This is a genomic window from Brucella thiophenivorans, assembly GCF_002252445.1.
In the GTDB taxonomy this organism is placed as follows: domain Bacteria; phylum Pseudomonadota; class Alphaproteobacteria; order Rhizobiales; family Rhizobiaceae; genus Brucella; species Brucella thiophenivorans.
Window position 1 is genome coordinate 162,679 of the sequence record NZ_NNRJ01000012.1, and the last position, 23,596, is coordinate 186,274.

Consider the following 23,596-nt stretch of genomic DNA (forward strand, 5'->3'; position numbering starts at 1 on the left):
ATTTCCTATGGCTGTCAGCTCCAAGCATATTCCCGCTCCCGATCTTCATCGGGTGCGCCGCGCCCTTCTTTCCGTTTCCGACAAGACCGGCCTCATCGATTTTGCCAAGGCGCTTCATGCCCATGGCGTTGAAATCCTTTCGACCGGTGGTACCGCCAAATCGATTGCCGCCGAAGGCATTCCCGTAAAGGATGTATCCGAAGTTACCGGCTTTCCAGAAATCATGGACGGACGCGTGAAGACCCTGCATCCATCGGTTCATGGCGGTCTTCTCGCAGTGCGCAACGATCCTGAACATGTTGCAGCTATGGAAGCGCATGGTATTGGCGGCATTGATCTGGCCGTCATCAATCTCTATCCGTTTGAAGAAGTTCGCTTCAAGGGCGGCGATTACGACACCACCGTCGAAAACATCGACATTGGCGGCCCGGCAATGATCCGCGCTTCGGCAAAGAACCATGCTTATGTCGCAACGGTTGTTGATCCCGCCGACTATGCAGACGTCGTTGCCGAGCTTGAAAAGAACGAAGGCTCGCTACCGATTTCTTTCCGCAAGAAGCTCGCTGCCAAAGCATTCTCGCGCACGGCTGCTTATGATGCAGCCATTTCCAACTGGTTTGCCGAAGCCATCAATGACGAAACGCCTGTCTTCCGCTCGGTCGCTGGCAAGCTGCACTCTGTCATGCGCTATGGTGAAAACCCGCATCAGACGGCTGGCTTTTATCTGACTGGCGAACAGCGTCCGGGCGTTGCAACCGCAACGCAGCTTCAGGGCAAGCAGCTTTCCTATAACAACATCAACGACACCGATGCAGCTTTCGAACTCGTTGCCGAGTTTGACCCAGCCCGCACCGCAGCCGTTGCCATCATCAAGCACGCCAATCCGTGTGGCGTTGCAGAAGCTGCAACCATCACCGAAGCTTATCTCAAGGCGCTGGCCTGCGATCCTGTTTCGGCTTTTGGTGGCATTGTTGCGCTCAACAAGACACTTGATGAAGCCGCGGCTGAAGAAATCGTCAAAACCTTCACCGAAGTCATTATTGCACCGGACGCAACCGAAGGCGCGCAGGCCATCGTTGCCGCCAAGAAGAACCTTCGTCTGCTGGTAACAGGTGGTCTGCCTGATCCACGCTCCAAAGGCATTGCCGCCAAGACGGTTGCCGGTGGCGTTCTGGTTCAGTCACGCGACAATGGCAATGTCGATGATCTTGATCTCAAGGTCGTGACCAAGCGCGCTCCAAGCGAAGCCGAGCTCAACGATATGAAGTTTGCCTTCCGCGTTGGCAAGCATGTGAAGTCGAACGCAATCGTCTACGTCAAGGACGGCGCAACGGTTGGCATCGGCGCTGGCCAGATGAGCCGCGTTGATTCTGCCCGTATCGCAGCGCGCAAAGCGGAAGATGCAGCAGAAGCTGCCGGTCTTGCCGAGCCACTGACCAAGGGATGTGTAGTTGCTTCCGACGCCTTCTTCCCGTTTGCGGATGGTCTGCTGTCTGCGGTTCAGGCGGGCGCAACCGCCGTCATCCAGCCGGGCGGCTCAATGCGCGACGACGAAGTGATTGCAGCGGCCGACGAACATGGCATCGCCATGGTCATGACCGGCATGCGCCACTTCCGCCACTAAGTTTGCTTTTGACAAGCTGACCGACAACTCCAACATCGGCCCAAAAATCCAAATTGATTTTTGGGCCGATGTTTAAATTGAACAACTGCAACGTCCTTTATACACTCCAGAAAGCATACCGAGCGCTCGAAAAATACGACTTGGGATAAGTGCTTCCGGTGCCTTTTTCATAACCAAATCGTTCGGCTGTGAAGCGATAGATATTCGGATAGATTGACGGCGATTGTTGATACTTGGAAACGAGAACACGCTCATTTTCAGCTGCATATTCTCATCAAGTTTGCGTTATTTCCGCAAATTTTAATTCATATTATTTTCGTTTTAAGTTCATATTATTTCGTATTGAGCATTTTTAAATAAATTGGGAAAACATACCGGGCGACATAAAGCGATTGGGAATGCCTGAGACGTCATCCTGTATTAAGTTGATTTAAGCAGCAAGCGGTTCGCACGATTCTGCGCTCTGCCTGCAATAAGCACCCGAATGGGAGGAGCAAAAGCACATGACTCAATTTATCGGTTCCATTGATCAGGGGACCACGAGTTCGCGCTTTATTATATTTGATAAGCAGGGCGACATTATCGCCATGGACCAGCGAGAACACGAACAGATTTATCCAAAGGCTGGTTGGGTGGAACACAGCGCCGGTGAGATCTGGCGTAACACACAGCATGTTATCGCCGCCACCTTGAAGAAAGCCAAACTCAAGGCTTCTGATATTGCGTCTGTTGGTATCACCAACCAGCGTGAAACAACGCTTCTTTGGGACAAAAACACCGGCGTTCCCCTCTTCAACGCCATCGTTTGGATGGATACACGCACCGACGCATTGGTCGATGAGTTTATGAAAGATGGCGGTGCAGATCGTCTCCGTGATAAAACAGGGCTGCCGATCTCAACTTACTTCTCAGGCCTCAAACTGCGTTGGATACTGGATAATGTTCCCGGTGCACGCAAAAAGGCTGAGGCAGGCGACGCGCTGTTCGGCACGATGGATACATGGCTAGCCTGGAACCTGACCGGTGGAGTTGCCGGTGGCATTCATATCACCGATGTAACCAATGCTTCGCGCACGCAACTTATGAACCTTGCAACCCTCAAATGGGACGAGGAGATTCTGCGCCTGTTCGATATTCCGAAAGCTTGCCTACCGGAAATTCGTTCGTCCAGCGAAGTCTATGGCGATATTTCGCTCTCGTCGCTCCAGGGCGTTAAGCTTGCAGGCATTCTGGGTGATCAACAAGCAGCGCTGTTCGGTCAGGCATGTCTCGAACCGGGCGAAGCCAAGAACACCTATGGCACCGGCTGCTTCATGCTGATGAACACCGGCGAGAAGCTGGTGCCATCCAGCTACGGACTGCTCACCACGGTTGCCTATCAGCTTGGCGAGAACAAGCCAGTCTATGCGTTGGAAGGTTCCATTGCCATCACCGGCGCATTGGTGCAATGGCTGCGCGATAATCTCGGCATCATCAAAACCAGTGGCGATATTGAAACACTCGCGCGTACGGTTGAAGACAATGGTGATGTTTATTTTGTTCCCGCCTTCTCAGGCCTTTACGCGCCACACTGGGAAGATTCCGCGCGCGGCATTATTGCTGGCCTCACCCGCTTTGCAAATAGAGGACATATTGCACGCGCAGCCCTTGAAGCCAGCGCCTATCAGGTACGCGAAGTGCTGGAAGCCATGGTTAAGGATTCTGGTGTCGAAATCACCGAATTGCGCTCTGATGGCGGCATGACCATCAATGAGCTGCTGATGCAGTTCCAGTCCGACATTCTCGATGTACCAGTGGTTCGCCCCAAAATTATCGAGACCACCGCTCTTGGCGCCGCCTATTCAGCTGGTCTTGCTGTTGGCTACTGGAAGTCGACAAACGACATTATCGAGAACTGGCAGGTTGGTCATCGCTGGCATCCAAAGATGACAGCGAAGGAACGCACAAGCCTGTTCAATGCATGGGAGAAGGCAGTTCAGCGCTCACTCAACTGGGTCGAATAGGCCGTTTTCTTTCGCTTTGGCAAAACAAGCTGAAGCTTGAAACAATTTATTATTTTTAACACACCGGCAGTGAATCTTATCTGCCGGAAAGAATTTCAGCACCTATATTATTTATCGGAGCAAATAATGCATAACGGTTTTATTGGCGAGTTTCTCGGCACGATGATACTTGTCCTGCTGGGCGATGGCGTCGTCGCGAACGTTCTCCTGGCTAAGTCCAAAGGACAGAATTCCGGCTGGATTGTGATTACAGTGGGCTGGGGCTTTGCGGTCCTCTGTGGCGTTATAGTTGCGGTGGCTGCTGGCAGTGCAGGCCATCTTAATCCGGCTGTGACACTTGCCTTTTATGCCGCTGGAAGTTTTCCAGCGGCAGACGTCGTGCCTTACATAGCAGCGCAAATGTCTGGCGCTTTCACCGGTGCGATTCTCGTCTATCTCGCTTATCTGGCCCACTGGAAACCAACTGAAGACCAAAGCCTCAAGCTGGGTGTCTTTTGCACTGGACCTGCCATCCGTAATATCCCGGCCAACTGCCTGACCGAAATTATCGGCACTTTCGTGCTGGTCTTCGTGGTCATCGCTATCGGCGCTAAAACTGTGGGCGCGACGGACGTTCTGGGGCCATTGATGGTCGGCCTTCTCGTATGGGCAGTTGGCGTATCGCTGGGTGGCCCCACCGGTTATGCAATCAATCCGGCACGTGATCTTGGTCCACGTATCGCACACGCTCTTCTGCCGATTCCAGGCAAAGGCAAATCAGATTGGGCCTATGCGTGGATACCCGTTGCAGCCCCTATCACAGGCGGCCTTATCGCCGTTGCCTGCGCAAAAGCGGCGGGCATGATATAAAACCAAATACGGCGCAGCTTCACCGCTGCGCCTTAAATTCTAGTTACTCTCAGCAGGATAAGGCGCAGCTTTTGCAAGCAACAGGCCTGCCGCAAACAGCACCACAAGCACCGACATTCCAACAGCCGCCGAGCCTGTAATCACGGTCACTGTCGCCACCAGAAACGGTCCAATAAAACTGGTAGCCCGACCTGCAAGCGCATAGATACCGAAATAGCGGCCAGACTCCTGCGGCTTGATGCTGCGCGCAAACCACGACCGTGACGACGCCTGCACCGGCCCAAACGCTGCACCGATCATCAAACCATAGACGAGATAGGCGTGCTCAGCAGAGGTTGCAAACAGTCCTCCAACTTCCGTATGAGCGAACGAAAACAAGCCAAAAAGCGTGTAATCATGTCCCGTCGAAACGATACCGATAGACGCTATCAACAACAGCACGATCGAACCGAGCACCACCGCTTTCGAACCAAGGCGCGTGTCGAGCTTACTTGCTACCAGACAGCTAAAAATCGCCATCACATTGAGGATCATGCCAAACAGGCCAATCTCCGTGATCGACCAGCCAAACAGCACCGCAGCATATCCGGCACCAAGCGCCAGCATCGCATTGACACCATCCTGATAGACCATGCGGGCAATCAAGAAACGCACAAGTCCCGGACGTTTGCCAACCTCGCGCAATGTGGTCTTGAGTTCCGACAATCCAGAACGCAAGGCGCGACCAAGCGGCTCGCCTTTGGCCACATCTGGCGTGAAGAAAAACATCGGCATGATGAAGATGAAATACCATAGCGCTGCAATCGGCCCGGCGATACGTCCGTCTTCGCCCTGCTTCGGATCAAGCCCGAAGAGTGGATCTATACCGATGATAGTCTTTCCGGTTTCAGGCGATGCCGCAAGGCAGAACACGATGAAGATCAGCACCGTCATGCCCCCGAGATAGCCCAGCCCCCAGGCAATATTCGACACTCTTCCAATATCATCACGCGGGATAAGACGCGGCATCATGGAGTCGTTGAAGACGATGGAAAATTCAGCAGCAACCATGGCCAGAGCAAAGGCCAGCAGCACCCAATAGATATTGGCTCCCGGCACAGCAAACCACAGCAGCGAGAGACAGACAATCTTGATAATCGCAAAGAAAGCGATCCATGGCTTGCGCGGGCCGGTTCGGTCTGAAACCGCACCCAATATGGGCGAGAGGATTGCAACTGCCAGCCCTGCGGCAGCAAAACCATAGCCCCATGCGACCTGACCTGCTTCCGGGCTCTCTGCCATGCGGGAAATAAAATACGGCCCGAAAATGAAGGTCGTAACGACTGTGAAAAACGGCTGCGCCGCCCAGTCAAAAAATATCCAGCCCCACACGCCGCGGCGTGAAGAATAGCCGTCTTGTGCCATTACATGATCCGTCATCTGTCTCGCCCCATCCCGAGTGTGGGGACCTTACACTGCGGGTAGACAGTTCACAACAAAGCAAAAAGGGCGACCAAAGCCGCCCTTTTTTATTCTCAAAAGATGAGTGCCGTTATTGTGTCAGATCTGACATCAGTCCCGCCGCAACAGCCAGACGCGACACTGTCAGATCACCGCTTTCGGTTAGTGCCAGCATACGGTTTCTAACCTGATCAATACGGGCCGCATCTTCCGCAAACCATGCCGCCGCCGGGTCTTTATCCTTGCTATATTTTTTCAGCGCCGCAATCGTAATGCCGCGCGCTGCCTGCGTGATCGTATCGCTTGCACGCGACAGCGCCAGACCGTCATAGTAATCCGTAACCGGAATGGTACGTGCTGCTTCCTCGATACGACCAATGCGGAAGGCTTCGGAAACACCAAAATAGGCCTTGGCCGTTGCCACCAGATCGGCAGACGCCAGATGCGCAATCAGCGCAATATCCGGCATGATGCCCGCAAGCTGCAGATTGGCAAGACGCTGTGCCAGTTGCTCCGGCGCACCCTTATCGACGAAGGCTGCCTTATCTGCCTGTACCGCCTCGATGAGGTAATCCGGCATCAGGCCCTCAAAGCGCGGCTCAAGGGCCGCACGTGCCGTGGTAATGGTATTCACCAGTTCCGTGAGGTTCGCCCGTGTCGTATCATTGCGCAACACCCATGCCGTGGTCGACAGCAGCATTTCGCCAACCAGATGATAGAACTGGTTCTGCACATCGCCGGTCACCTTGTTGTCGAGCGCATCGATAGCATCATAGATCGCATTGATCTCGAAACCATCACGCACCGCCACATAGGCTCGAACAATATCGGCTGGCGACTTACCAGTCGTGTCCGCCAGACGACTGATGAAAGTGATACCGCCGCGATTGATAATATCATTAGCCAGCAAAGTAGCGACAATTTCGCGCTTCAGACGATGGTTGGAAATTTCCTCAGCATAGGTTTTAACCATGCGCTTCGGGAAATAACCAAACAACAACTGTTCGAAATAAGGCTCATCCGGCAGCTTGCTTGCGACCAGATCGTCCGACAGCGACAGCTTGGCATAGGCAAGCAGAACCGCAAGTTCCGGGCGTGTCAGTGGCTGGCCAGACTTCTGGCGTTCATTGAGCAACGCGTCAGAAGGCAGATACTCCACCTTGCGATCAAGAAGCTTACGTGCTTCCAGCTCATCCATGAAACGTGCCTGATAAGGCAGCTCAACAAGCCCCTGACGCTCGCTCAAAGAAAGGGCGAGCGGTTGCAGATAGTTGTTGCGCAGCACCAGTTCCGACACATCGTCGGTCATGCTCACAAGCAGCTTGTCACGCGCCGGACGCTTCAATTTGCCCGAACGCATCGCTGCTGCCAGAGCGATCTTGATGTTCACTTCAACGTCGGAGCAATTCACGCCCGCTGAATTATCGATAGCGTCCGTGTTGCTGCGTCCGCCATTGAGCGCATATTCAATGCGTCCCCGCTGCGTGACACCAAGATTGGCACCCTCGCCGATGACCTTAGCCCGCACGTCGGAGCCGGTGATACGGATTGCATCATTGGCACGATCACCAACCTGCGCATCCGTTTCAGCGGTTGAGCGAATATAAGTGCCAATACCACCAAACCACAGCAGATCGACCTGCGCCTTCAGGATCGTCGTCATGATTTCCTGTGGCGAAGCAGTGGTCTTGCCAAGGCCGATAGCCTTTGCAGCCTCTGACGACAGCGTAATAGTTTTCTGGCTTCGGCTATAAACACCACCGCCTGCGGATAGCTTCGAGCGATCATAATCCTGCCAGCTTGAACGCGGCAGTTCAAACAGACGCTTGCGCTCGGCAAAACCGTCTGCCGGAACAGGCTCAGGATCGATGAAGATGTCGCGATGGTCAAACGCTGCAACCAGCCTGATCTGCTCGGACAATAGCATACCATTGCCGAACACGTCGCCCGACATATCCCCCACACCAGCAACCGTGAACGGTTCGGTCTGAATATCCGTGTCGAACTCACGGAAATGCCGCTTCACTGCCTCCCAGCCGCCGCGCGCGGTGATGCCCATGCCCTTGTGATCGTAACCAGCAGAGCCACCCGATGCGAAAGCATCATCAAGCCAGAAATCATGGGCCTGACTGATTGCATTGGCCGTATCGGAGAATGTCGCCGTGCCCTTGTCGGCGGCGACGACGAAATAGGGATCATCCTTGTCATGACGCACCACATCTAATGGCGGCACGACATCATTGTCATGGATATTGTCGGTGACCGACAGCAGCGTGGAGATGAATACCTTGTAAGCATCGCGACCAGCTTCAAACACCGCATTGCGATCACCGCCCACTGGCAGACGCTTCGGATAAAAGCCACCCTTGGCACCAACCGGCACGATCACCGCATTCTTGACCTGCTGTGCTTTTACGAGACCCAGCACTTCTGTGCGGTAATCCTGCGCGCGGTCCGACCAGCGCAGACCACCACGCGCAACAGCGCCGAAGCGCAGATGCACGCCTTCCACTTCCGGTCCATAGACGAATATCTCGCGATAGGGACGCGGGTCTGGGAGACCATCGACAAGCCGGGGATTTAACTTGTAGGCAAAGGTCACGCGCGGCTTGCCGTCGCCATCCAGTTGATAGGCATTGGTGCGTAAGGTTGCTTCAATCAGATTGCGGAAACGACGCAGAATTTGATCGTCATCAATGCTTGGCACACCAAGAAGTGCCGTCTCGATGCCGTCAATCAGCTTCTTTTCAGCAGCGTCCCGACGCTTGGGCGATGGGTTGAAACGCAGATCGAACAGCGAATAAAGGTCGCTGGCAATTTCCGGGTAACGGTTCAAGGCAGCGGCGATAAAGCCCTGCGAATAGGCGATCCCTGCCTGTTGCAGATAACGGCCATAGGAACGCAGGATCATGATCTGGCGTGCCGTGAGACGTGCTGTCTGCACCAGTGCATTATAGCCGTCATTGTCGGCCAAACCGTCCCAGACAGTGCGGAATACATCCTCCAGCATCTCTCCATCGTCAGACAGATCAACCGGCGCACCATAGGCATTCACAAGCTGCATGTCGTGAACGTAGACCGCAGCACCATCTTTACCAGCCTGTGGCAGATCGATGGTCTGCTCGCTGACAACGCGGAAGCCCATATTTTCAAGAAGCGGCACACGTTGCGACAGCACAACCGGCGCCCCATGATGATAAATTTTTAACGAAACTGCATCCGGTCCATCGGTGCGATAGCGATAGAAATCAACAAATAGCGGCTGCTCCGCACTCAAGCCCGCAATGCGTTGAGCATCGACCAGCGCTTCGGGTGCGGTGAAGATTTCGCGATAGGATTGCGGGAAGCTTGCAGCCAATGCCACAGTCTTGGCATCGGCGCTATCGGAGCTTTCGCGCACCGCATCTTCCCATGTGCGTACGATAGCGCGTACTTCTGCTTCCAAAGCATCGCGGTCGACATGCGGCGTCGAACGCTCATGACGGCGAATGACAAACTGCACACGCGTCAGGCCGTTTTGCAGGAATACCGGGTGGAATTCAAAGCTGTCGCCGCTATAAACATCGACGAGATAACGGCCAATCTTTTCGCGCACGACCGAGTCATAACGGTCACGCGGAATGTAAACGAGCACGGTGGCGAAGCGACCAAAGCGGTCAAGACGCGGGACCGCACGCACACGTGGACGCTCGCCCAATGCCAGAATAAGTTCGGCATTTTCGGTCAGGCTTTCCGTATCGATCTGGAAAAGCTCATCACGCGGATATTCTTCCAGCACATTGATCAGTGCCTTGCCCGAATGATCTTCGCGGTTAAAGCCCAGATGCTTGATGACCGCGTCGGCCTTTGAGCGAATAAACGGAATGCCTGCGACAGAGCTTGTATAGGCAACGGACGTGAACAAACCAACGAGACGCAATTCGCCAATCGCTTCGCCATTCGTCCCAAAAATCTTCACGCCGACATAATCAAGATAAGAACGGCGATGCACCAGCGAAAGCGAATTTGCTTTGGTGACGATCAGCGGTTCATTGCCGTCGAGGAAGTCGGTGATCTCGCGCGGAGTGGCCTTGTCGTCGTCATCCTTGCGCAGAACCCGAACTTCGCCATCATTGAGAATGCCGAGCGTTTCCTTAACAGGAACGAGTTCGCGCTTGTCGCCCTTCCCCTTGAAGATCAGCTCGCGCATACCAAGGAAAATAAAGCGATTATCACGCAGCCATTCGAGGAAGGCGATTGCCTCCGGCATAGCCGGATCAAGGGTCAGTTCCTGAACGCGCTTATAATCAGCAATTGCGTCGTCAAGACGCTTCATCATCGGCTTCCAGTCGCTGACCGCTGCACGAACCTGCCCAAGCACACGCTTGATGGCATCGGTCAGACCAGCTTTGGCTTGCTTATCGAGAAGCGGGAGATGAATCTGCACAAGGCTGACGCGCTCAACGCCCTTGGCGGGTGCAAGCTGCGATGCTTCGCCTAAAATTGTGACACCATCTTTTTCCCGCTCAATATCGAGAACCGGGTGCACGACCATAAAAATCTGGCTGACGTGATCGTTCAACTCACCCATGATCGAGTCGAGCAGAAACGGCATATTGTCATTAACAATAGTTATGACACTGACGGGACGACCATGACGTTCGATGCCATTATCGATGCTGATCGTGCTCTTGCCCTTGCGGGAAGTTTCGAGCGCTTCAAAGCCAAATTGGGCCGATTTATCGAGCGCTGCTGCATCATAGGCCGCAAGATCTTCGGGCGGTGCCCATTCGAAGAGAAGCTGCGAAAAGGCGGTCAGCGCCTTCGACTTTCCTCCCTTCTTTTCCTCCTTGCCTGCCTTGAAACTCTTAACCTTGCTCGACCGATCCTGCTTTGCAGTCACGTCGGATACTCCTGTCATGATGGCAATGCGCGCCAAACTAGCAGATCGGGCATGCGTTTCGATGACAAATCGTTGAAAACAACCAAAAAAATCCGTGAACGCCAGAAAATTTGCATCTAATCCATTTAATTTGGAACAAAACTTCGAAAATACTCCACGAAATTTCTAAATATGCTGTTTGTCCTGTACGGAAATGACACACGAGGTTTACGTAAGCGTCATAAAAGCCAGATTTCGCCACAAATCAGTAGCGAATCTGCTCAAAGCTCGATCAGATGATCATCAAGTTCATTGATGTCATGCGCACCTGCCGGAAAGTGCTTTTCCAGTAATAAGCCGGCTTGGTCAATCGCCAACACGAAGCCTTCGGCGACTTCCGCACGCGATGCATGATGGGTAAGCGTTGCAACAATCCCGTTCCATTCTTCCTGCTCGACACGCGCATGAATGCCCGCATCGGCAATCACCTCGGCATAATGCTCAGCCATGGAAACAAACAGAAGAATGCCGGTACGATTTTCTGTGATGTGCACATTGCGTGCCAGAAACTGTTGCAAGGCATTCAAGTGCGCACGCTTATAGCGAATACGGCGCGGCACCAGCAACAAGCGAATTGAGGGCAGAAACCGCAACACCAGCATGGCGGTAATGAAAGCCGCAAGGACAGCCAGACCAAACATCGGCAGGCGAATATCGAACCAGTACCAATGCGCCAGAAACGCAGCGATCACCGAAGCAATCAAAACACCACAGGTGGCAACAAAGCCCGCCGCAAAGAAATAATCATCGCTTGAGCGTGCAAGCACCGCATAGATTTCGCCGCTTGTATTGGCTTCTGCATCCCGGATCGCAGTCGCAATACGCTTATGATCCTGCTCGCCAATAAGGTTTTTATCTCGCACAGACTTCTCCCTTACCAGCTACCGGACGCGCCGCCGCCACCCGACGATCCACCGCCGCCGGAAAAGCCGCCACCACCACTGCTGCCTGATGACCAACCGCCGCCACGACCTGAAAATCCGCCACCGCCTGAGCCGCCACGCGAATTCATGTCGATAACCATACCAAGCCAGCGATATTTTCCGGGGCCGATCTTTTGCCCAAAAATTGGCGTCAGGATCGCCATACCGAAACCACCGAAGAAAATCAGCGCCCAGAAGGTGATGAAAACGACGAAAACCCAGTCAATATCATCAGAACCCGCGCTTGTTTCTGCATTGCGTTTAGCACGCGCTTCAAGCTCGGCTGCATCACCTGAAAGAACCGACAAGATGCCGTCGACACCCTGCACCACCCCGCCCGAATAATCACCAGTGCGAAAAGCCGGTATGATCGTGCCATTGACGATGACGCTTGAAAGCGCATCGGTCATCGTACCTTCAAGACCGTAACCGACTTCGATGCGCACCTTGCGGTCATTGGGTGCGACCACCAGCAGGATGCCGTTGTCTTCCTGCTTCTGGCCCAGTGCCCAGGCACGGAACAAACGATTGGAATAGCTTTCAATATCCTCACCATTCAGGCTCGGAACTGTCACCACCACCACCTGATCGGAGGATTTCGCTTCAAAATCCGCAAGCTTTTGCGTGAGTTGTTGTCGTGCAGCCTGATCGATAATCCCTGCTGCATCTACCACCCGCCCCGTTAGCGCCTGCGCGGGTGCTGCCGTCCCTTGCGCACTCACCGCAACAAGGCTTGCAAATAGAAACAGGAAAATTGCTGCAAGCAATCGTGGCCCATTCAGACCACGAAAAACGTTACGAAGGGTAAGCAAAGCCACCACAAAAAGCCCGATCAATTGTTGAAGTTGACCTGAGGCGCGCTCTGGCTCGATGCATCGGCACTGAATGTCTGCATGGGTGCGGCATCACGATACCAGATCCATGTCCAGATCATCGTCGGCATCGTGCGGATCGACGTATTATAAACGCGCACTGCCTCAATATAATCACGACGCGCCACGGCAATACGGTTTTCCGTACCTTCAAGCTGCGATTGCAGCGCAAGGAAATTCTGATTGGCTTTGAGATCCGGATAACGCTCCACTACCACCATCAGGCGCGAAAGCGCGCTGGTGAGGTTTGCCTGATTGTCCTGAAACTGCTTGAAGAGTTCAGGATTGTTGAGCGTTTCAGGCGTGATCTGCACCTGCGTTGCCTTGGCACGCGCTTCGATCACGGCTTCCAGCGTTTCACGTTCGTGCGCAGCATAGCCCTTAACAGTTTCCACCAGATTGGGAACAAGATCGGCGCGGCGCTGATACTGGTTCTGCACTTCACTCCAAGCTGCCTTGGCCTTCTCATCATTGGTCGGAATGGTGTTGAAACCACAGGCTGAGAGCAGCGGCACAAGAACAGCCAGACCCAAAATGACGAAAATGCGACGGAATGAAAACGCACCAATAGCCGTTACAGCCGACATGGTATTCTCCTGAACAGGGCGCTTTTTCAGCGCTGTAAAACTCTATGCTCGCATATGCACATCTGCGAAAATGCGAGCCGTCAAATCAATAGGATAGACGAAATCTGAACGTTTTCCAGTCGTTTAATTTAAGTGCAAAATTGAAACAAAAAAAGCGACAGATTGCTCTGCCGCTTTTCTGATCGCAATGTGCGAAAGATTATTCGCTTGCAGCTTCTTCAGCTGGAGCAGCAGCTGCGGCAGCAGCGGCTTCTGCTTCAGCAGCAACCTTTGCAGCTGCATCTTCTTCTGCCTGCTTTGCAAGAGCGATACGTTCCTGAGCCTTCTTGCCCGGCAGACCCTTGGTCAGGTTGCTGCGTTCTTCACGCTTAGCAATACCAGCCTGGTCGAGGAAGCGAAGAACGCGGTCGGTTGGCTGCGCGCCCTGTGCAATCCAATGCTGAATGCGGTCAGCGTCGAGCTTTACGCGTTCTGCGTCTTTAGCAAGCATTGGGTTCCATGCACCAACGGTTTCGATGAAACGGCCATCGCGTGGGCTGCGAGCGTCAGCAACAACAACGTGGTAGTAAGGACGCTTCTTGGAGCCAGCGCGGGCGAGACGGATCTTAAGAGCCATTTTTTCTTTCCTTAGTCAATTATCCTGCCCTGTCGGGCAATTTGTTAAAACAGTTCGGTTGTTCAGTTTCCGCTGTGGTTTGCAGCGGCATGCTCATGGTGCCGAATGACTTCCTTCACGATGAAGTTCAGGAATTTTTCGGCAAAATCTGGATCGAGATGCGCGTCAATGGCGAGACCACGAAGACGCTCAACCTGACGCTTCTCACGGGTTGGATCAGCAGCCGCAAGACCGCGCTCGGCTTTCAAAACGCCCACAGCCTTGGTGCAGCGAAAGCGCTCCGCAAGCATATGGATAAGTGCAGTATCAATATTATCGATGGATGCACGCAAGGAGAGAAGTTCAGCGGGTACGGTGTTGTTTTCGTCAGCCATCTTACTCACTTCTTTTTAGGCAGGCCGGGAAAGCCGCCACCCAAACCGGGAAGCTTTGGTCCGCCCAATCCCGGAAGGCCACCACCGGGAAGGCCTGGCATTCCGCCACCCTTGGTCAGACCAGCCGCTTCTGCCTGCTTGGCAAGGGCTTCAAGCTGCTTGGGGTCCATCTTGGAGAGATCAGGCATACCGCCCATTCCACTCATGCCACCACCAAGACCCCCAAGGCCCATCTTGCCAGCAAGACCACCCATCATCTGCTTCATCATTCCGCCCTTGCCCTTGCCCATGACTTTCATCATGTCAGCCATCTGGCGGTGCATCTTGAGAAGCTTATTGATGTCGGCAGCATTGGTGCCGGAGCCTTTGGCAATACGCTGCTTGCGACTATGCTTGAGAAGATCAGGATTGGCACGCTCGGCTTTGGTCATCGAACCGATTATAGCGATCTGACGATCAAAAACCTTGTCATCAAGACCCGCTGCTGCAGCCTTGTCCTTCATTCCACCCATGCCGGGCATCATACCCATGATGCTGCCCATACCGCCGAGCTTCTTCATCTGGCCAAGCTGATCAGCAAGATCATTGAGATCAAACTTGCCCGACTGCATCTTCTTGGCCATCGCTGCGGCTTTTTCCGCATCGATGTTTTCAGCAGCTTTTTCGACCAGCGAAACAATGTCGCCCATGCCGAGAATACGGTCGGCAATACGCTTGGGATAAAACTCCTCAAGCGCATCCATCTTTTCGCCGGTCGCGATTAGCTTGATCGGCTTGCCGGTAATGGCACGCATCGAAAGTGCTGCACCACCACGGCCATCGCCATCCATACGGGTGAGAACGATACCAGTAATGCCAACGCGCTCATCAAAGTTGCGCGCGAGGTTAACGGCGTCCTGACCAGTCAGACTGTCGGCAACGAGCAGAATTTCATGCGGATTGGCGGCTTTGCGGATATCCGCCATTTCCACCATCAACGGCTCGTCGATATGCGTACGACCAGCGGTATCAAGGATCACCACATCATGACCGCCGAGCTTTGCAGCCTGAACGGCGCGCTTGGCGATTTCAACTGGCGTCTGTCCAGCGATGATCGGCAATGTATCGACAGAAGTCTGGATGCCGAGCTGACGAAGCTGTTCCTGTGCTGCCGGGCGACGCGTATCAAGCGACGCCATCAGCACTTTTTTACGCTGACGTTCCGTCAAACGCTTGGAAAGCTTACCGGTGGTGGTGGTCTTACCCGAACCCTGCAAACCAACCATCATAATAACGACAGGTGCTGGCGCGTTCAGATCAACCGAGACACCTTCGGTGCCAAGCATTTCGATAAGTTCGTCATGGACGATCTTGACGACCATCTGGCCGGGCTTGATGCTTTTGAGAATTTCAGCGCCGACAGCCTTCTCACGAACACGGTCGGTGAAAGAACGAACCACTTCCAGCGAAACGTCGGCTTCGATCAGCGCACGACGCACTTCGCGCAGCGCAGCCGCCACGTCGCTTTCAGAGAGAGCGCCGCGTCCGGTCAGGCCGTTCAGAATAGAGCCAAGACGCTCCTGAAGTGATTCAAACATCTAATTTCCTTTTAATCCGCGAGGAGGCTCAGTGCTTCACCGGGATAGATCGTTCTTTGACCAAACCAGTTCAAGAACCAACCAAAGCGATACATCACCCGAGGGCGCATCGCGCTGTCGGATGTGGACCTCCGGGATCGTTTTATACCAAATGGGTCCCGGTCGGTGGCTCGCGTTCTGAAGATCGCGGATAGATTGGTTGAGTCTTTAAGGTGGAGAGTCCGTAATGTCAAGCAAAAGCCCGGAAACGGAAGTCCAGAATGCGTCATCTTTGCCTATAAAACACAGTGACGGCGATTGGATTTACCAAAACTTGAACAATGCATGAGACAAGGACTATAAGCGCAGCGCCGCTTTGAAGGCTTTCAGCCTCATTGCGACATGACATTCGGTGTAAAGAATGGCAAATTCGCGCCGAGGTAGAATCAACTCCAAAGGAGAAACGAATGGCATTGTTTGCCAAGGGCCGGACATGGACGGCAGCAGCAGTTCTTGCAGTGAGCATGATGGCTGGTACAAGCATCGTCGAAGCAGCCCAATGTGGCAACAATGGAGCTGGCTATAATGCCTGGCTCCAGCAGACAGTCAAGGAAGCGCAATCGCGCGGCATTGGCAATCGCGCCATCAACGCTCTGAAAAACACCAAATATGCGCAGGCTACAATCAATGCCGACCGCAATCAGAAAAGCTTCAAGCTTACTTTTGAGCAGTTCATGCAGAAGCGCGGTGCCAACACCATCATTCAGCGTGGCAAGTCGATCAAGAAGCAGAATGCAGCACTCTTCGCAGCAATCGAAAAGCGTTATGGTGTTCCTGCTGGTCCATTGGTCGCTATCTGGGGCATGGAAACAGGCTTCGGCGCTTATCTTGGCAAACAGCACACGCTTTCCGCTGTAGCAACGCTTGCTTACGACTGCCGCCGCAGTGATTTCTTCACCAATCAGCTTTATTCAGCGCTTAAGCTGATCGACAACGAAGATCTCGATCCAAATGCTGTCGGCGCAATGCACGGCGAAATTGGCCAGACCCAGTTCCTGCCAGCTAACGTTCTGAAATATGGCGTTGATGGTGATGGCAGCGGTCATATTGACATGGCGCGCTCGAAGGCTGACGCACTTTACTCGACCGCCAATTTCCTCGTCGGTCATGGCTGGCGTCGTGGTGCGGGTTATCAGCCGGGAGAGCCGAATTATGGCGCGATCCAGGGCTGGAATGCTGCAACCGTTTACCAGCGTGCCATTGCTGAAATGGGCAAAGCAATCGACGGTAAGTAAATCATAAAAACCAATAAAAAAGCCCGGTTTCCCGGGCTTTTTTTCATTTCATGCAGCAGTTTCGGACGTTGAAGCTGGCTCACGGGAATCCGGTCGTTTGAAGTCGCCGGTCTGCTGATCCATCACCCACAATTCGCCGGTCGAAATATCGAACCATGCGCCATAAAGAGTGAGTTTGCCCTTCTTCTCAAGAATATCGACACATGGGAACGTGCGCAGATTGTTGAGCGAATAGCGGATCGAAATACGTTCAAGCGCTGTCTGGCGCTCGGTCGGCGTCATCAGTTCATTGCCGTTGACAGTTTCTGCCGCAGGCGCAATGAGGCTCATCCATTTACCGATGAAATCGCTGGGTGAGAGCGGCGCAAATTGCGTGTCAAGTGCCGCTTTGATGCCGCCGCATCGACCATGGCCCATGACAACAATATTCTTTACCTTGAGGCTCTGGACTGCAAACTCAAGCGCAGCAGATGCTGCGTGATATTCACCGTCCGGCTCATAAGGTGGAATAAGGTTGGCAACATTGCGCAGGACGAAGATTTCGCCCGGAGCCACGTTGAAGATTGTTTCGGGAGCAGCGCGGGAATCGCAGCAGGCAATCACCAGAGTTTCTGGTGTCTGACCTTTTTCTGCAAGTTCCTTGTAACGCGCGGTTTCACCGGCGAAATGCTCGCTCATAAAGGTTTGGTAACCGGCGAGAAGTGAATCTGGAATATCAGCCATGACTTTCCATTATCCCTATCGAAAAACGAGAGCAATCAAAAAACATCAGGCCGCAATCCTTGCGACCCGTTGCCGCTCACAAGAGTCCTATGCACGCAAGCCTTTGGTCGGATGAACCAACCGCCTCGTCTGCACCATCGCCATTGGCGTGGCCAAACTTGATGCATCCGCTTCCAGCATCAGCTCATCGGCTCCGCGCTTCGCTGAACGCGCCATAATTTCAAATACCGCAGCCGTGGTGCTTTGCAATGATTTTTCCTCGGAGAAACCGGCCAGCCTGCGCGCCAGAAAAACCGCAGATGTCAAATCACCAAGACCATTGGTCGGCCCATCAACGCAGCGATGCTCGGCCATCAATGCAGACGTCGGTGTGAGCAGAATATTACCGATGCTTCCCGTCATCAGCGGAAATGCAGACGTAACAAGCATCGTCGCAGGTCCGGTATCAAGCGCTGCTTCCATCAATGCCTTGTTGTCCTCAAGCTCAACACCCGTCAGCCATGAGAGTTCAAAACGGTTCGGTGTGGAAATATCGGCAAGCGGCAGCAGATGATCGCGAATGCCGATAGCGGTCGCTTCCGGCACATAAAGCCCCTTGAGGTCGCCGATCACCGGATCACAGAGATAGAGCGCATTGGGATTGCGTTCTTTCACAGCTTTAACAAGGCCCGCCACGGCTTCTGCCTGTTCTGGATGACCAAGATAGCCTGTGAGAATCGCACCAACTTCGCCAAGCCATGGTGCGCGTTCGAGATCCTGCATCAGCGTTGCAAATTCGTTCGGCGGTGGCACGATGCGTCCCGCAGGACCATGGCCCGGATGCCACGGAAGCACCACTGTCGGCACAGCCCAAACCGGAAAGCCGAGCGTTTCCAGTGCAAAAACCGCAGCTCGGTTTCCGACGGAACCACGCACGACATGGCTGGAGATCACAATAACGGTCGTCGCATCCGAAGGCGCTTGAGATGTCATGGTAGTCCTAGATATTCATAAGGTAAGTGATAAGCCAGACAATGATTGCGAGTGTTATGAGAAGGCCAAGCCCCCGGCCCACGCGCGTGGCCCATATCTCGATAGAATCGTTTTCATCGGCATCGCGTGCGGAAAGATGATCGGCGGTGCGCGACAAGCTTCGCTTGACAATGCCCTGGGCTCCGGTCTGCTCGCGTTCGAGCCTATCCAGAATACGGCGCGCTTCCTGCTGTCGCTCCTGCCCCGGACCTTCACTGCCGCCACCTATCCCCGCCTGCTGGCGCTCACCCATGATCTGCCTACCTGCCAATGTTTGCTAACCCTGACACAGCATCACGCCCGGAGCGCCATTCTGCAAGCGGAATCATCGTTCAGTCACGCAACCTTCACAATGAGCTTGCCGAAATTGCCACCTTCAAGCATCGAAATGAAAGCTTTCGGCGCATTCTTCAAGCCCTCAACGATGTCTTCACGATAGCGTACATGACCATCGGCAATCCATTTTGCCATGTCATGATAAAAGGCCGGAGCCTGATCTGCAAAATCACGCTGAATGAACCCGCGAATGGTCAGGCTCTTGGTCAGAATATCACGCATCAGAAGCGGCATGCGATCTGGCCCGTCGAAAGCACCCTTCTGGTTATATTGCGCAATCAGGCCGCAGATCGGCACACGTGCAAACGGATTAAGCAAAGGCAAAACCGCATCGAAAACCTTGCCGCCAACATTTTCAAAATAGACATCAATGCCTTTCGGACAGGCCAGCGCCAATTCCTGCGCAAAATTTTCACTGCGATGATCAAGTGCTTCATCAAAGCCGAACTCGTCAATGAGCGCTTTGCACTTGTCAGGCCCACCGGCAATACCTACGGCCCGCGCACCTTTAAGCTTCGCAATCTGTCCCACGGCAGAACCAACCGGACCCGTTGCCGCAGCCACAGCAACGGTTTCGCCTTCCTTGGGCTGACCGATGGTCAACAAGCCAGCATACGCCGTAAAGCCCGGCATGCCCATCACGCCGAGCGCCGTTGTGACGGAGACCTGCTTTGGATCAAGCTTACGCAACGATGACGCATCGGCAACCGCATAGCTCTGCCAGCCAGAATAAGAGAGCACAAAATCGCCAGGCAGAAAGCCAGCGCTTTTGCTTTCAACAACTTCGCCGACCGTGCCACCTTCCATCACATCGCCAATTTCGACAGGTGCGGCGTAGGATTTTGCAGCACTCATCCGTCCGCGCATATAGGGATCAAGCGAGAGATAGCGGATTTTAAGCAGAACCTGACCTTCGCCCAACTCAGGAATCGTTCCTGTTTCGAGCCGAAAGTTTTCCGCCGTTGGCCGACCTTCGGGACGCGATGCAAGAACGATACGATGGTTGGTTTTTCCGCTCATAAATCTCACTCCTGATAATCGCTATAAGACTACCCTCTACATAGCGCGCAAAAGCGAAAAGTAGATGTCTTTTCACAAACGAGCGCTCAATAAAAAGAAAACCCCGCCACATGGCGGGGGCACCATCGGCAGGGTTTCTTACTTGGAGGAGGATATTGATGCGCGCGTCCACAGCAGAGCGAAGACGCGCAACATAACAATTGTTTGGCTTATGCCATGGTTGGGATAACGAACTCCGCGCCATCCTTAACACCAGACGGCCAGCGCGAGGTGACGGTCTTGGTTTTGGTATAGAAGCGGAATGCATCCGGGCCGTGCTGGTTGAGATCGCCAAAACCCGAAGCCTTCCAGCCGCCAAAGGTGTAGTAAGCGATTGGAACCGGGATTGGCACATTGATGCCGACCATGCCAACCTGAACGCGGCTTGCAAAATCACGTGCTGCATCGCCATCGCGGGTGAAGATCGCAACGCCATTGCCATATTCATGTTCATTTGGCAGCGCGAGCGCTTCCTCATAGGTCTTGGCGCGAACCACCGAGAGAACCGGGCCGAAAATTTCTTCCTTATAGATACGCATGTCTGACGTTACGTTATCGAACAGACAGCCGCCCATATAGAAGCCGTCTTCATAGCCCTGCATCTTGAAGCCACGGCCATCGACGACGAGCTTTGCGCCTTCTTCAACACCGAGATCAACATAACCACGCACGCGATCAAGGGCTGCTTTGGAGACCAGCGGGCCGTAATCAGCAGAATTATCAGTCGAAGTACCGATCTTCAGCGCTTCAACGCGTGGGATAAGCTTTTCCATCAGGCGATTTGCAGTGTCTTCACCAACAGGAACTGCAACCGAAATCGCCATGCAGCGTTCGCCAGCCGAACCGTAACCTGCACCGATCAGCGCATCGACCGTCTGATCCATGTCGGCATCCGGCATAATCAGCATGTGGTTCTTCGCACCACCAAAGCACTGGACGCGCTTGCCGTTCGAGCAGCCGCGACCATAAATATATTGTGCAATTGGCGTAGAGCCGACAAAGCCGATAGCTTGTACGTCTGGATCATCAAGAAGTGCGTCAACTGCATCCTTGTCACCATTGACGACGTTGAAAATGCCTGCTGGAAGACCTGCTTCCATGAACAATTCAGCCAAGCGCATTGGTACGCCTGGATCACGTTCCGAAGGCTTGAGAATGAAAGCATTACCGCAAGCAATGGCTGGACCAGCCTTCCAAAGCGGGATCATGGCCGGGAAGTTGAACGGCGTGATACCGGCAACAACGCCCAGCGCCTGACGCATGGAATAGGTATCGATACCCGTTCCGGCATTGTCGGTGAACTCGCCTTTGAGCATATGTGCAGAACCGAGGCACACTTCTACCACTTCAAGACCGCGCTGAATGTCGCCCTTGGCGTCAGCAATGGTTTTCCCATGCTCGCGAGCCAGCAATTCAGCGAGGCTGTCATATTCTGCTTCAACCAGTTCAAGGAACTTGCGCAAAATACGCACGCGACGCTGCGGATTGGTTGCAGCCCAGGCTGGCTGTGCAGCCTTGGCATTTTCAACAGCTGCACGGACTTCATCCTTGGTCGCAAGCGCAACGGTGCCCTGCACCGAACCGTCAAGCGGCTGATAAATATCTGTGGTGCGTCCGCTTTTTCCGGCAACGTGCTTGCCGCCGATAAAATGTCCTACAGTGCGCATTGGAAAGACCTCCCTGAGTTCCGTTTCCTTGAGCAGATTCTTATCTGCTGTTGTTGCCACCATCCTGACTCTGCAAATTCACAATTGCAAGGCGCTGAAAAGCGTATCCGTTGTGCATTTTTTATAGTACAAGCGCGTATGATCCCGAAAACTGTGAAGCAGTTTTCGGGATCATACGGAGACAAAAGCACCATGAATTGGGATGACATTCGCATTTTTCTGGCTGTTGCGCGTTCAGGTCAGATTCTGGGTGCCGCAAAACGGCTTGGCCTCAACCACACGACGGTTGCTCGCCGCCTGACAGCGCTTGAAACGGCCCTATCCACGACACTGCTCACCCGCCGCACCAATGGTTCAACTCTGACCCATGCGGGTGAGGAATTCCTGCTTGCCGCAGAACGTATGGAAGCGGAAATGTTGTCGGCACGCTCACAGGTTGGCAATGCCGATGTTGCCGTGTCGGGCACGGTGCGCATTGGCGCGCCCGATGGTTTTGGCGTGACGTTTCTCGCACCACGTCTTGCCCGGCTGACACAGCAATATCCCGATCTGACCATTCAGCTTGTGCCGGTCCCGCGCTCATTTTCGTTATCGCGCCGCGAAGCAGATATTGCCATCACTGTCGAACGACCTGAACAGGGGAGGCTGATTGCGCGCAGGCTGGTGGATTATACGCTCGGCCTTTTTGCCCATCGCACCTATCTGGAAGAAAACGGCACACCACAAAGCATCGAAGACCTCAACCAGCATCGGCTTATCGGTTATGTGGAAGATCTGGTCATCAACCCATCATTGGCCTATGCGCCGGAAATCAGCCGCGACTGGAAGCCGGGCTTTGAAGTTTCCAGCGCTCTTGGACAGGTGGAAGCCGTCCGCGCCGGTGCTGGTATAGGCATATTGCATTCGTTTATTGCGCGCGCCGATCCAGATCTTGTGCCAGTCCTCGAAGATCGCTTTATTCGCCGGTCATATTGGCTGACCTATCATGAATCCGCCCGAACACTGCGGCGCGTTACGGCGGTGTCAGCGCTTATTTCCGAGCTGGTGGAAAATGAGAAATCGCTCTTTATTTAGTTCGAGCGCCAGTAAATCGTCATCACAACAACAATCAAAACTGTTGGCATCAACAACGCATCTAGGCCCACGAAATAGTGGCCCATGCCTCCGCAGATAGCGCCGATCATCAGTGAAAACCAGACAGCAAAATGCTGCAACCAGCGCCAGCGTGGAACCTCGCCCCGCAGTGCGCCTGCAAGATCGGCTGAAGAGTTAAACAGTGTCCCTGTTACGTAAGTGACACCAAGGCGCGCTGAACCAATCGGCTGCACGGCGGCATTTTGCGCACCCATTGCAGCAGCCAGCATCAGCACCGGATAGATCAGCGTCAGTCCTTCGTGCCGCAAGATACAGATCACGATAAGCACCGCCGCAACAGTGGCCATCACGGCCACACTGCCCGCTTTGCCATAGGCACGAACAGCCAGTGTTCCAAAAAATCCGCCGCCAAAAAACAGCGCAATCAATGCAGCCGGTAGCCATATGATGACGTTGCCCATCACGTCTGGCTGCCCGGCTATTGCAATACCAAGCTGTGTGGTGTTGCCGCTCATGAAGGACGCAAAGAAGCCACCCAATTCGAGGAAGGCGATTGCATCAATAAACCCTGCGCAAGCCGTCAGCGCCAGCCCCAGAGAAAGTTGTGATTTCGGTGTCATTTTTCCAAGCACTGAAAAGAGGTAG

The 23,596-nt window shown here is 53.8% G+C and carries 19 protein-coding genes; 5 read left to right on the forward strand and 14 right to left on the reverse strand.

All coding sequences use genetic code 11. The annotated features are described in order from the left end of the window. Positions 1-7 precede the first annotated feature (7 nt). From purH to CEV31_RS03820, 3 genes are all read left to right on the forward strand, one after another. On the forward strand, positions 8-1,624 hold the full coding sequence (gene purH, locus CEV31_RS03810; protein WP_094505548.1) for a bifunctional phosphoribosylaminoimidazolecarboxamide formyltransferase/IMP cyclohydrolase: 1,617 nt from the start codon (positions 8-10) through the stop codon (positions 1,622-1,624). Positions 1,625-2,127: 503 nt separating this feature from the next. Further along, complete coding sequence (gene glpK, locus CEV31_RS03815) at positions 2,128-3,627, forward strand: glycerol kinase GlpK (protein ID WP_094505549.1); 1,500 nt, start codon at positions 2,128-2,130, stop codon at positions 3,625-3,627. 126 nt (positions 3,628-3,753) lie between these two features. Continuing rightward, positions 3,754-4,476 carry an MIP/aquaporin family protein gene (locus CEV31_RS03820; protein ID WP_094505550.1) on the forward strand — a complete coding sequence of 241 codons (723 nt, stop codon included), beginning with the start codon at positions 3,754-3,756 and terminating at the stop codon, positions 4,474-4,476. A 39-nt stretch (positions 4,477-4,515) separates the two neighbouring features. On the opposite strand, the gene CEV31_RS03825 is transcribed toward CEV31_RS03820, so the two are convergent. The 8 genes from CEV31_RS03825 to ffh form a co-directional block, all read right to left on the reverse strand. Beyond that, positions 4,516-5,895, reverse strand: coding sequence for an MFS transporter (locus CEV31_RS03825; RefSeq protein WP_094505551.1), 1,380 nt, complete (start codon positions 5,893-5,895; stop codon positions 4,516-4,518). Between the two features lie 112 nt (positions 5,896-6,007). Next, positions 6,008-10,798 carry an NAD-glutamate dehydrogenase gene (locus tag CEV31_RS03830; RefSeq protein ID WP_094505623.1) on the reverse strand — a complete coding sequence of 1,597 codons (4,791 nt, stop codon included), beginning with the start codon at positions 10,796-10,798 and terminating at the stop codon, positions 6,008-6,010. Between the two features lie 260 nt (positions 10,799-11,058). Next, the gene (locus CEV31_RS03835) at positions 11,059-11,700 is read right to left on the reverse strand and encodes a TPM domain-containing protein (protein ID WP_094505552.1); all 642 of its coding nucleotides are present in this window, start codon (positions 11,698-11,700) and stop codon (positions 11,059-11,061) included. A gap of 11 nt (positions 11,701-11,711) precedes the next feature. Further along, positions 11,712-12,527, reverse strand: coding sequence for a TPM domain-containing protein (locus CEV31_RS03840; protein ID WP_407923142.1), 816 nt, complete (start codon positions 12,525-12,527; stop codon positions 11,712-11,714). A gap of 65 nt (positions 12,528-12,592) precedes the next feature. Further along, on the reverse strand, positions 12,593-13,219 hold the full coding sequence (locus CEV31_RS03845; RefSeq protein WP_094505553.1) for a LemA family protein: 627 nt from the start codon (positions 13,217-13,219) through the stop codon (positions 12,593-12,595). Between the two features lie 199 nt (positions 13,220-13,418). Further along, complete coding sequence (gene rpsP, locus CEV31_RS03850) at positions 13,419-13,835, reverse strand: 30S ribosomal protein S16 (RefSeq protein WP_094505554.1); 417 nt, start codon at positions 13,833-13,835, stop codon at positions 13,419-13,421. A gap of 62 nt (positions 13,836-13,897) precedes the next feature. Then, positions 13,898-14,209, reverse strand: a complete 312-nt coding sequence (locus CEV31_RS03855; protein WP_094505555.1) for a chorismate mutase — start codon at positions 14,207-14,209, stop codon at positions 13,898-13,900. Positions 14,210-14,214: 5 nt separating this feature from the next. Then, positions 14,215-15,786 (reverse strand): signal recognition particle protein, encoded by a 1,572-nt coding sequence (gene ffh, locus CEV31_RS03860; RefSeq protein ID WP_094505556.1) that lies wholly within the window; start codon positions 15,784-15,786, stop codon positions 14,215-14,217. Positions 15,787-16,232: 446 nt separating this feature from the next. Between ffh and CEV31_RS03865 the strand changes: the two genes are divergently transcribed. Beyond that, complete coding sequence (locus tag CEV31_RS03865) at positions 16,233-17,060, forward strand: lytic murein transglycosylase (RefSeq protein WP_094505557.1); 828 nt, start codon at positions 16,233-16,235, stop codon at positions 17,058-17,060. Between the two features lie 48 nt (positions 17,061-17,108). On the opposite strand, the gene CEV31_RS03870 is transcribed toward CEV31_RS03865, so the two are convergent. From CEV31_RS03870 to CEV31_RS03890, 5 genes are all read right to left on the reverse strand, one after another. Next, positions 17,109-17,783: a carbonic anhydrase gene (locus tag CEV31_RS03870; protein ID WP_094505558.1), complete on the reverse strand. Its 675-nt coding sequence runs from the start codon at positions 17,781-17,783 to the stop codon at positions 17,109-17,111. A gap of 87 nt (positions 17,784-17,870) precedes the next feature. Beyond that, on the reverse strand, positions 17,871-18,755 hold the full coding sequence (gene pdxY / locus CEV31_RS03875; RefSeq protein ID WP_094505559.1) for a pyridoxal kinase PdxY: 885 nt from the start codon (positions 18,753-18,755) through the stop codon (positions 17,871-17,873). Positions 18,756-18,762: 7 nt separating this feature from the next. Further along, positions 18,763-19,047, reverse strand: a complete 285-nt coding sequence (locus CEV31_RS03880) for a hypothetical protein (RefSeq protein WP_094505560.1) — start codon at positions 19,045-19,047, stop codon at positions 18,763-18,765. A gap of 83 nt (positions 19,048-19,130) precedes the next feature. Beyond that, positions 19,131-20,150, reverse strand: coding sequence for an NADP-dependent oxidoreductase (locus tag CEV31_RS03885; protein ID WP_094505561.1), 1,020 nt, complete (start codon positions 20,148-20,150; stop codon positions 19,131-19,133). 209 nt (positions 20,151-20,359) lie between these two features. Further along, entirely contained in the window at positions 20,360-21,856 is a 1,497-nt protein-coding gene (locus CEV31_RS03890) for a CoA-acylating methylmalonate-semialdehyde dehydrogenase (protein ID WP_094505625.1), read from the reverse strand. Between the two features lie 192 nt (positions 21,857-22,048). On the opposite strand from CEV31_RS03890, the gene CEV31_RS03895 reads away from it, so the two are divergent. Next, a complete protein-coding gene (locus CEV31_RS03895; protein WP_094505626.1) occupies positions 22,049-22,930 on the forward strand; it encodes a LysR family transcriptional regulator in 882 nt (293 codons plus the stop codon). On the opposite strand, the gene CEV31_RS03900 is transcribed toward CEV31_RS03895, so the two are convergent. Further along, a complete protein-coding gene (locus tag CEV31_RS03900) occupies positions 22,927-23,571 on the reverse strand; it encodes a YoaK family protein (protein ID WP_094505562.1) in 645 nt (214 codons plus the stop codon). The genes CEV31_RS03895 and CEV31_RS03900 overlap by 4 nt on opposite strands. Positions 23,572-23,596: the final 25 nt, after the last annotated feature.

Bases quoted from the DNA above. Each gene is read 5' to 3' on its own strand.
- CEV31_RS03890 (WP_094505625.1), bottom strand. From the start codon at position 21,856: ATGCGCACTGTAGGACATTTTATCGGCGGCAAGCACGTTGCCGGAAAA.
- CEV31_RS03825 (WP_094505551.1), bottom strand. From the start codon at position 5,895: ATGACGGATCATGTAATGGCACAAGACGGCTATTCTTCACGCCGCGGC.
- CEV31_RS03900 (WP_094505562.1), bottom strand. From the start codon at position 23,571: ATGACACCGAAATCACAACTTTCTCTGGGGCTGGCGCTGACGGCTTGC.
- CEV31_RS03880 (WP_094505560.1), bottom strand. From the start codon at position 19,047: ATGGGTGAGCGCCAGCAGGCGGGGATAGGTGGCGGCAGTGAAGGTCCG.
- CEV31_RS03885 (WP_094505561.1), bottom strand. From the start codon at position 20,150: ATGAGCGGAAAAACCAACCATCGTATCGTTCTTGCATCGCGTCCCGAA.
- glpK (WP_094505549.1), top strand. From the start codon at position 2,128: ATGACTCAATTTATCGGTTCCATTGATCAGGGGACCACGAGTTCGCGC.
- CEV31_RS03845 (WP_094505553.1), bottom strand. From the start codon at position 13,219: ATGTCGGCTGTAACGGCTATTGGTGCGTTTTCATTCCGTCGCATTTTC.
- rpsP (WP_094505554.1), bottom strand. From the start codon at position 13,835: ATGGCTCTTAAGATCCGTCTCGCCCGCGCTGGCTCCAAGAAGCGTCCT.
- ffh (WP_094505556.1), bottom strand. From the start codon at position 15,786: ATGTTTGAATCACTTCAGGAGCGTCTTGGCTCTATTCTGAACGGCCTG.
- CEV31_RS03895 (WP_094505626.1), top strand. From the start codon at position 22,049: ATGAATTGGGATGACATTCGCATTTTTCTGGCTGTTGCGCGTTCAGGT.
- CEV31_RS03870 (WP_094505558.1), bottom strand. From the start codon at position 17,783: ATGGCTGATATTCCAGATTCACTTCTCGCCGGTTACCAAACCTTTATG.
- pdxY (WP_094505559.1), bottom strand. From the start codon at position 18,755: ATGACATCTCAAGCGCCTTCGGATGCGACGACCGTTATTGTGATCTCC.
- CEV31_RS03865 (WP_094505557.1), top strand. From the start codon at position 16,233: ATGGCATTGTTTGCCAAGGGCCGGACATGGACGGCAGCAGCAGTTCTT.
- CEV31_RS03855 (WP_094505555.1), bottom strand. From the start codon at position 14,209: ATGGCTGACGAAAACAACACCGTACCCGCTGAACTTCTCTCCTTGCGT.
- purH (WP_094505548.1), top strand. From the start codon at position 8: ATGGCTGTCAGCTCCAAGCATATTCCCGCTCCCGATCTTCATCGGGTG.
- CEV31_RS03820 (WP_094505550.1), top strand. From the start codon at position 3,754: ATGCATAACGGTTTTATTGGCGAGTTTCTCGGCACGATGATACTTGTC.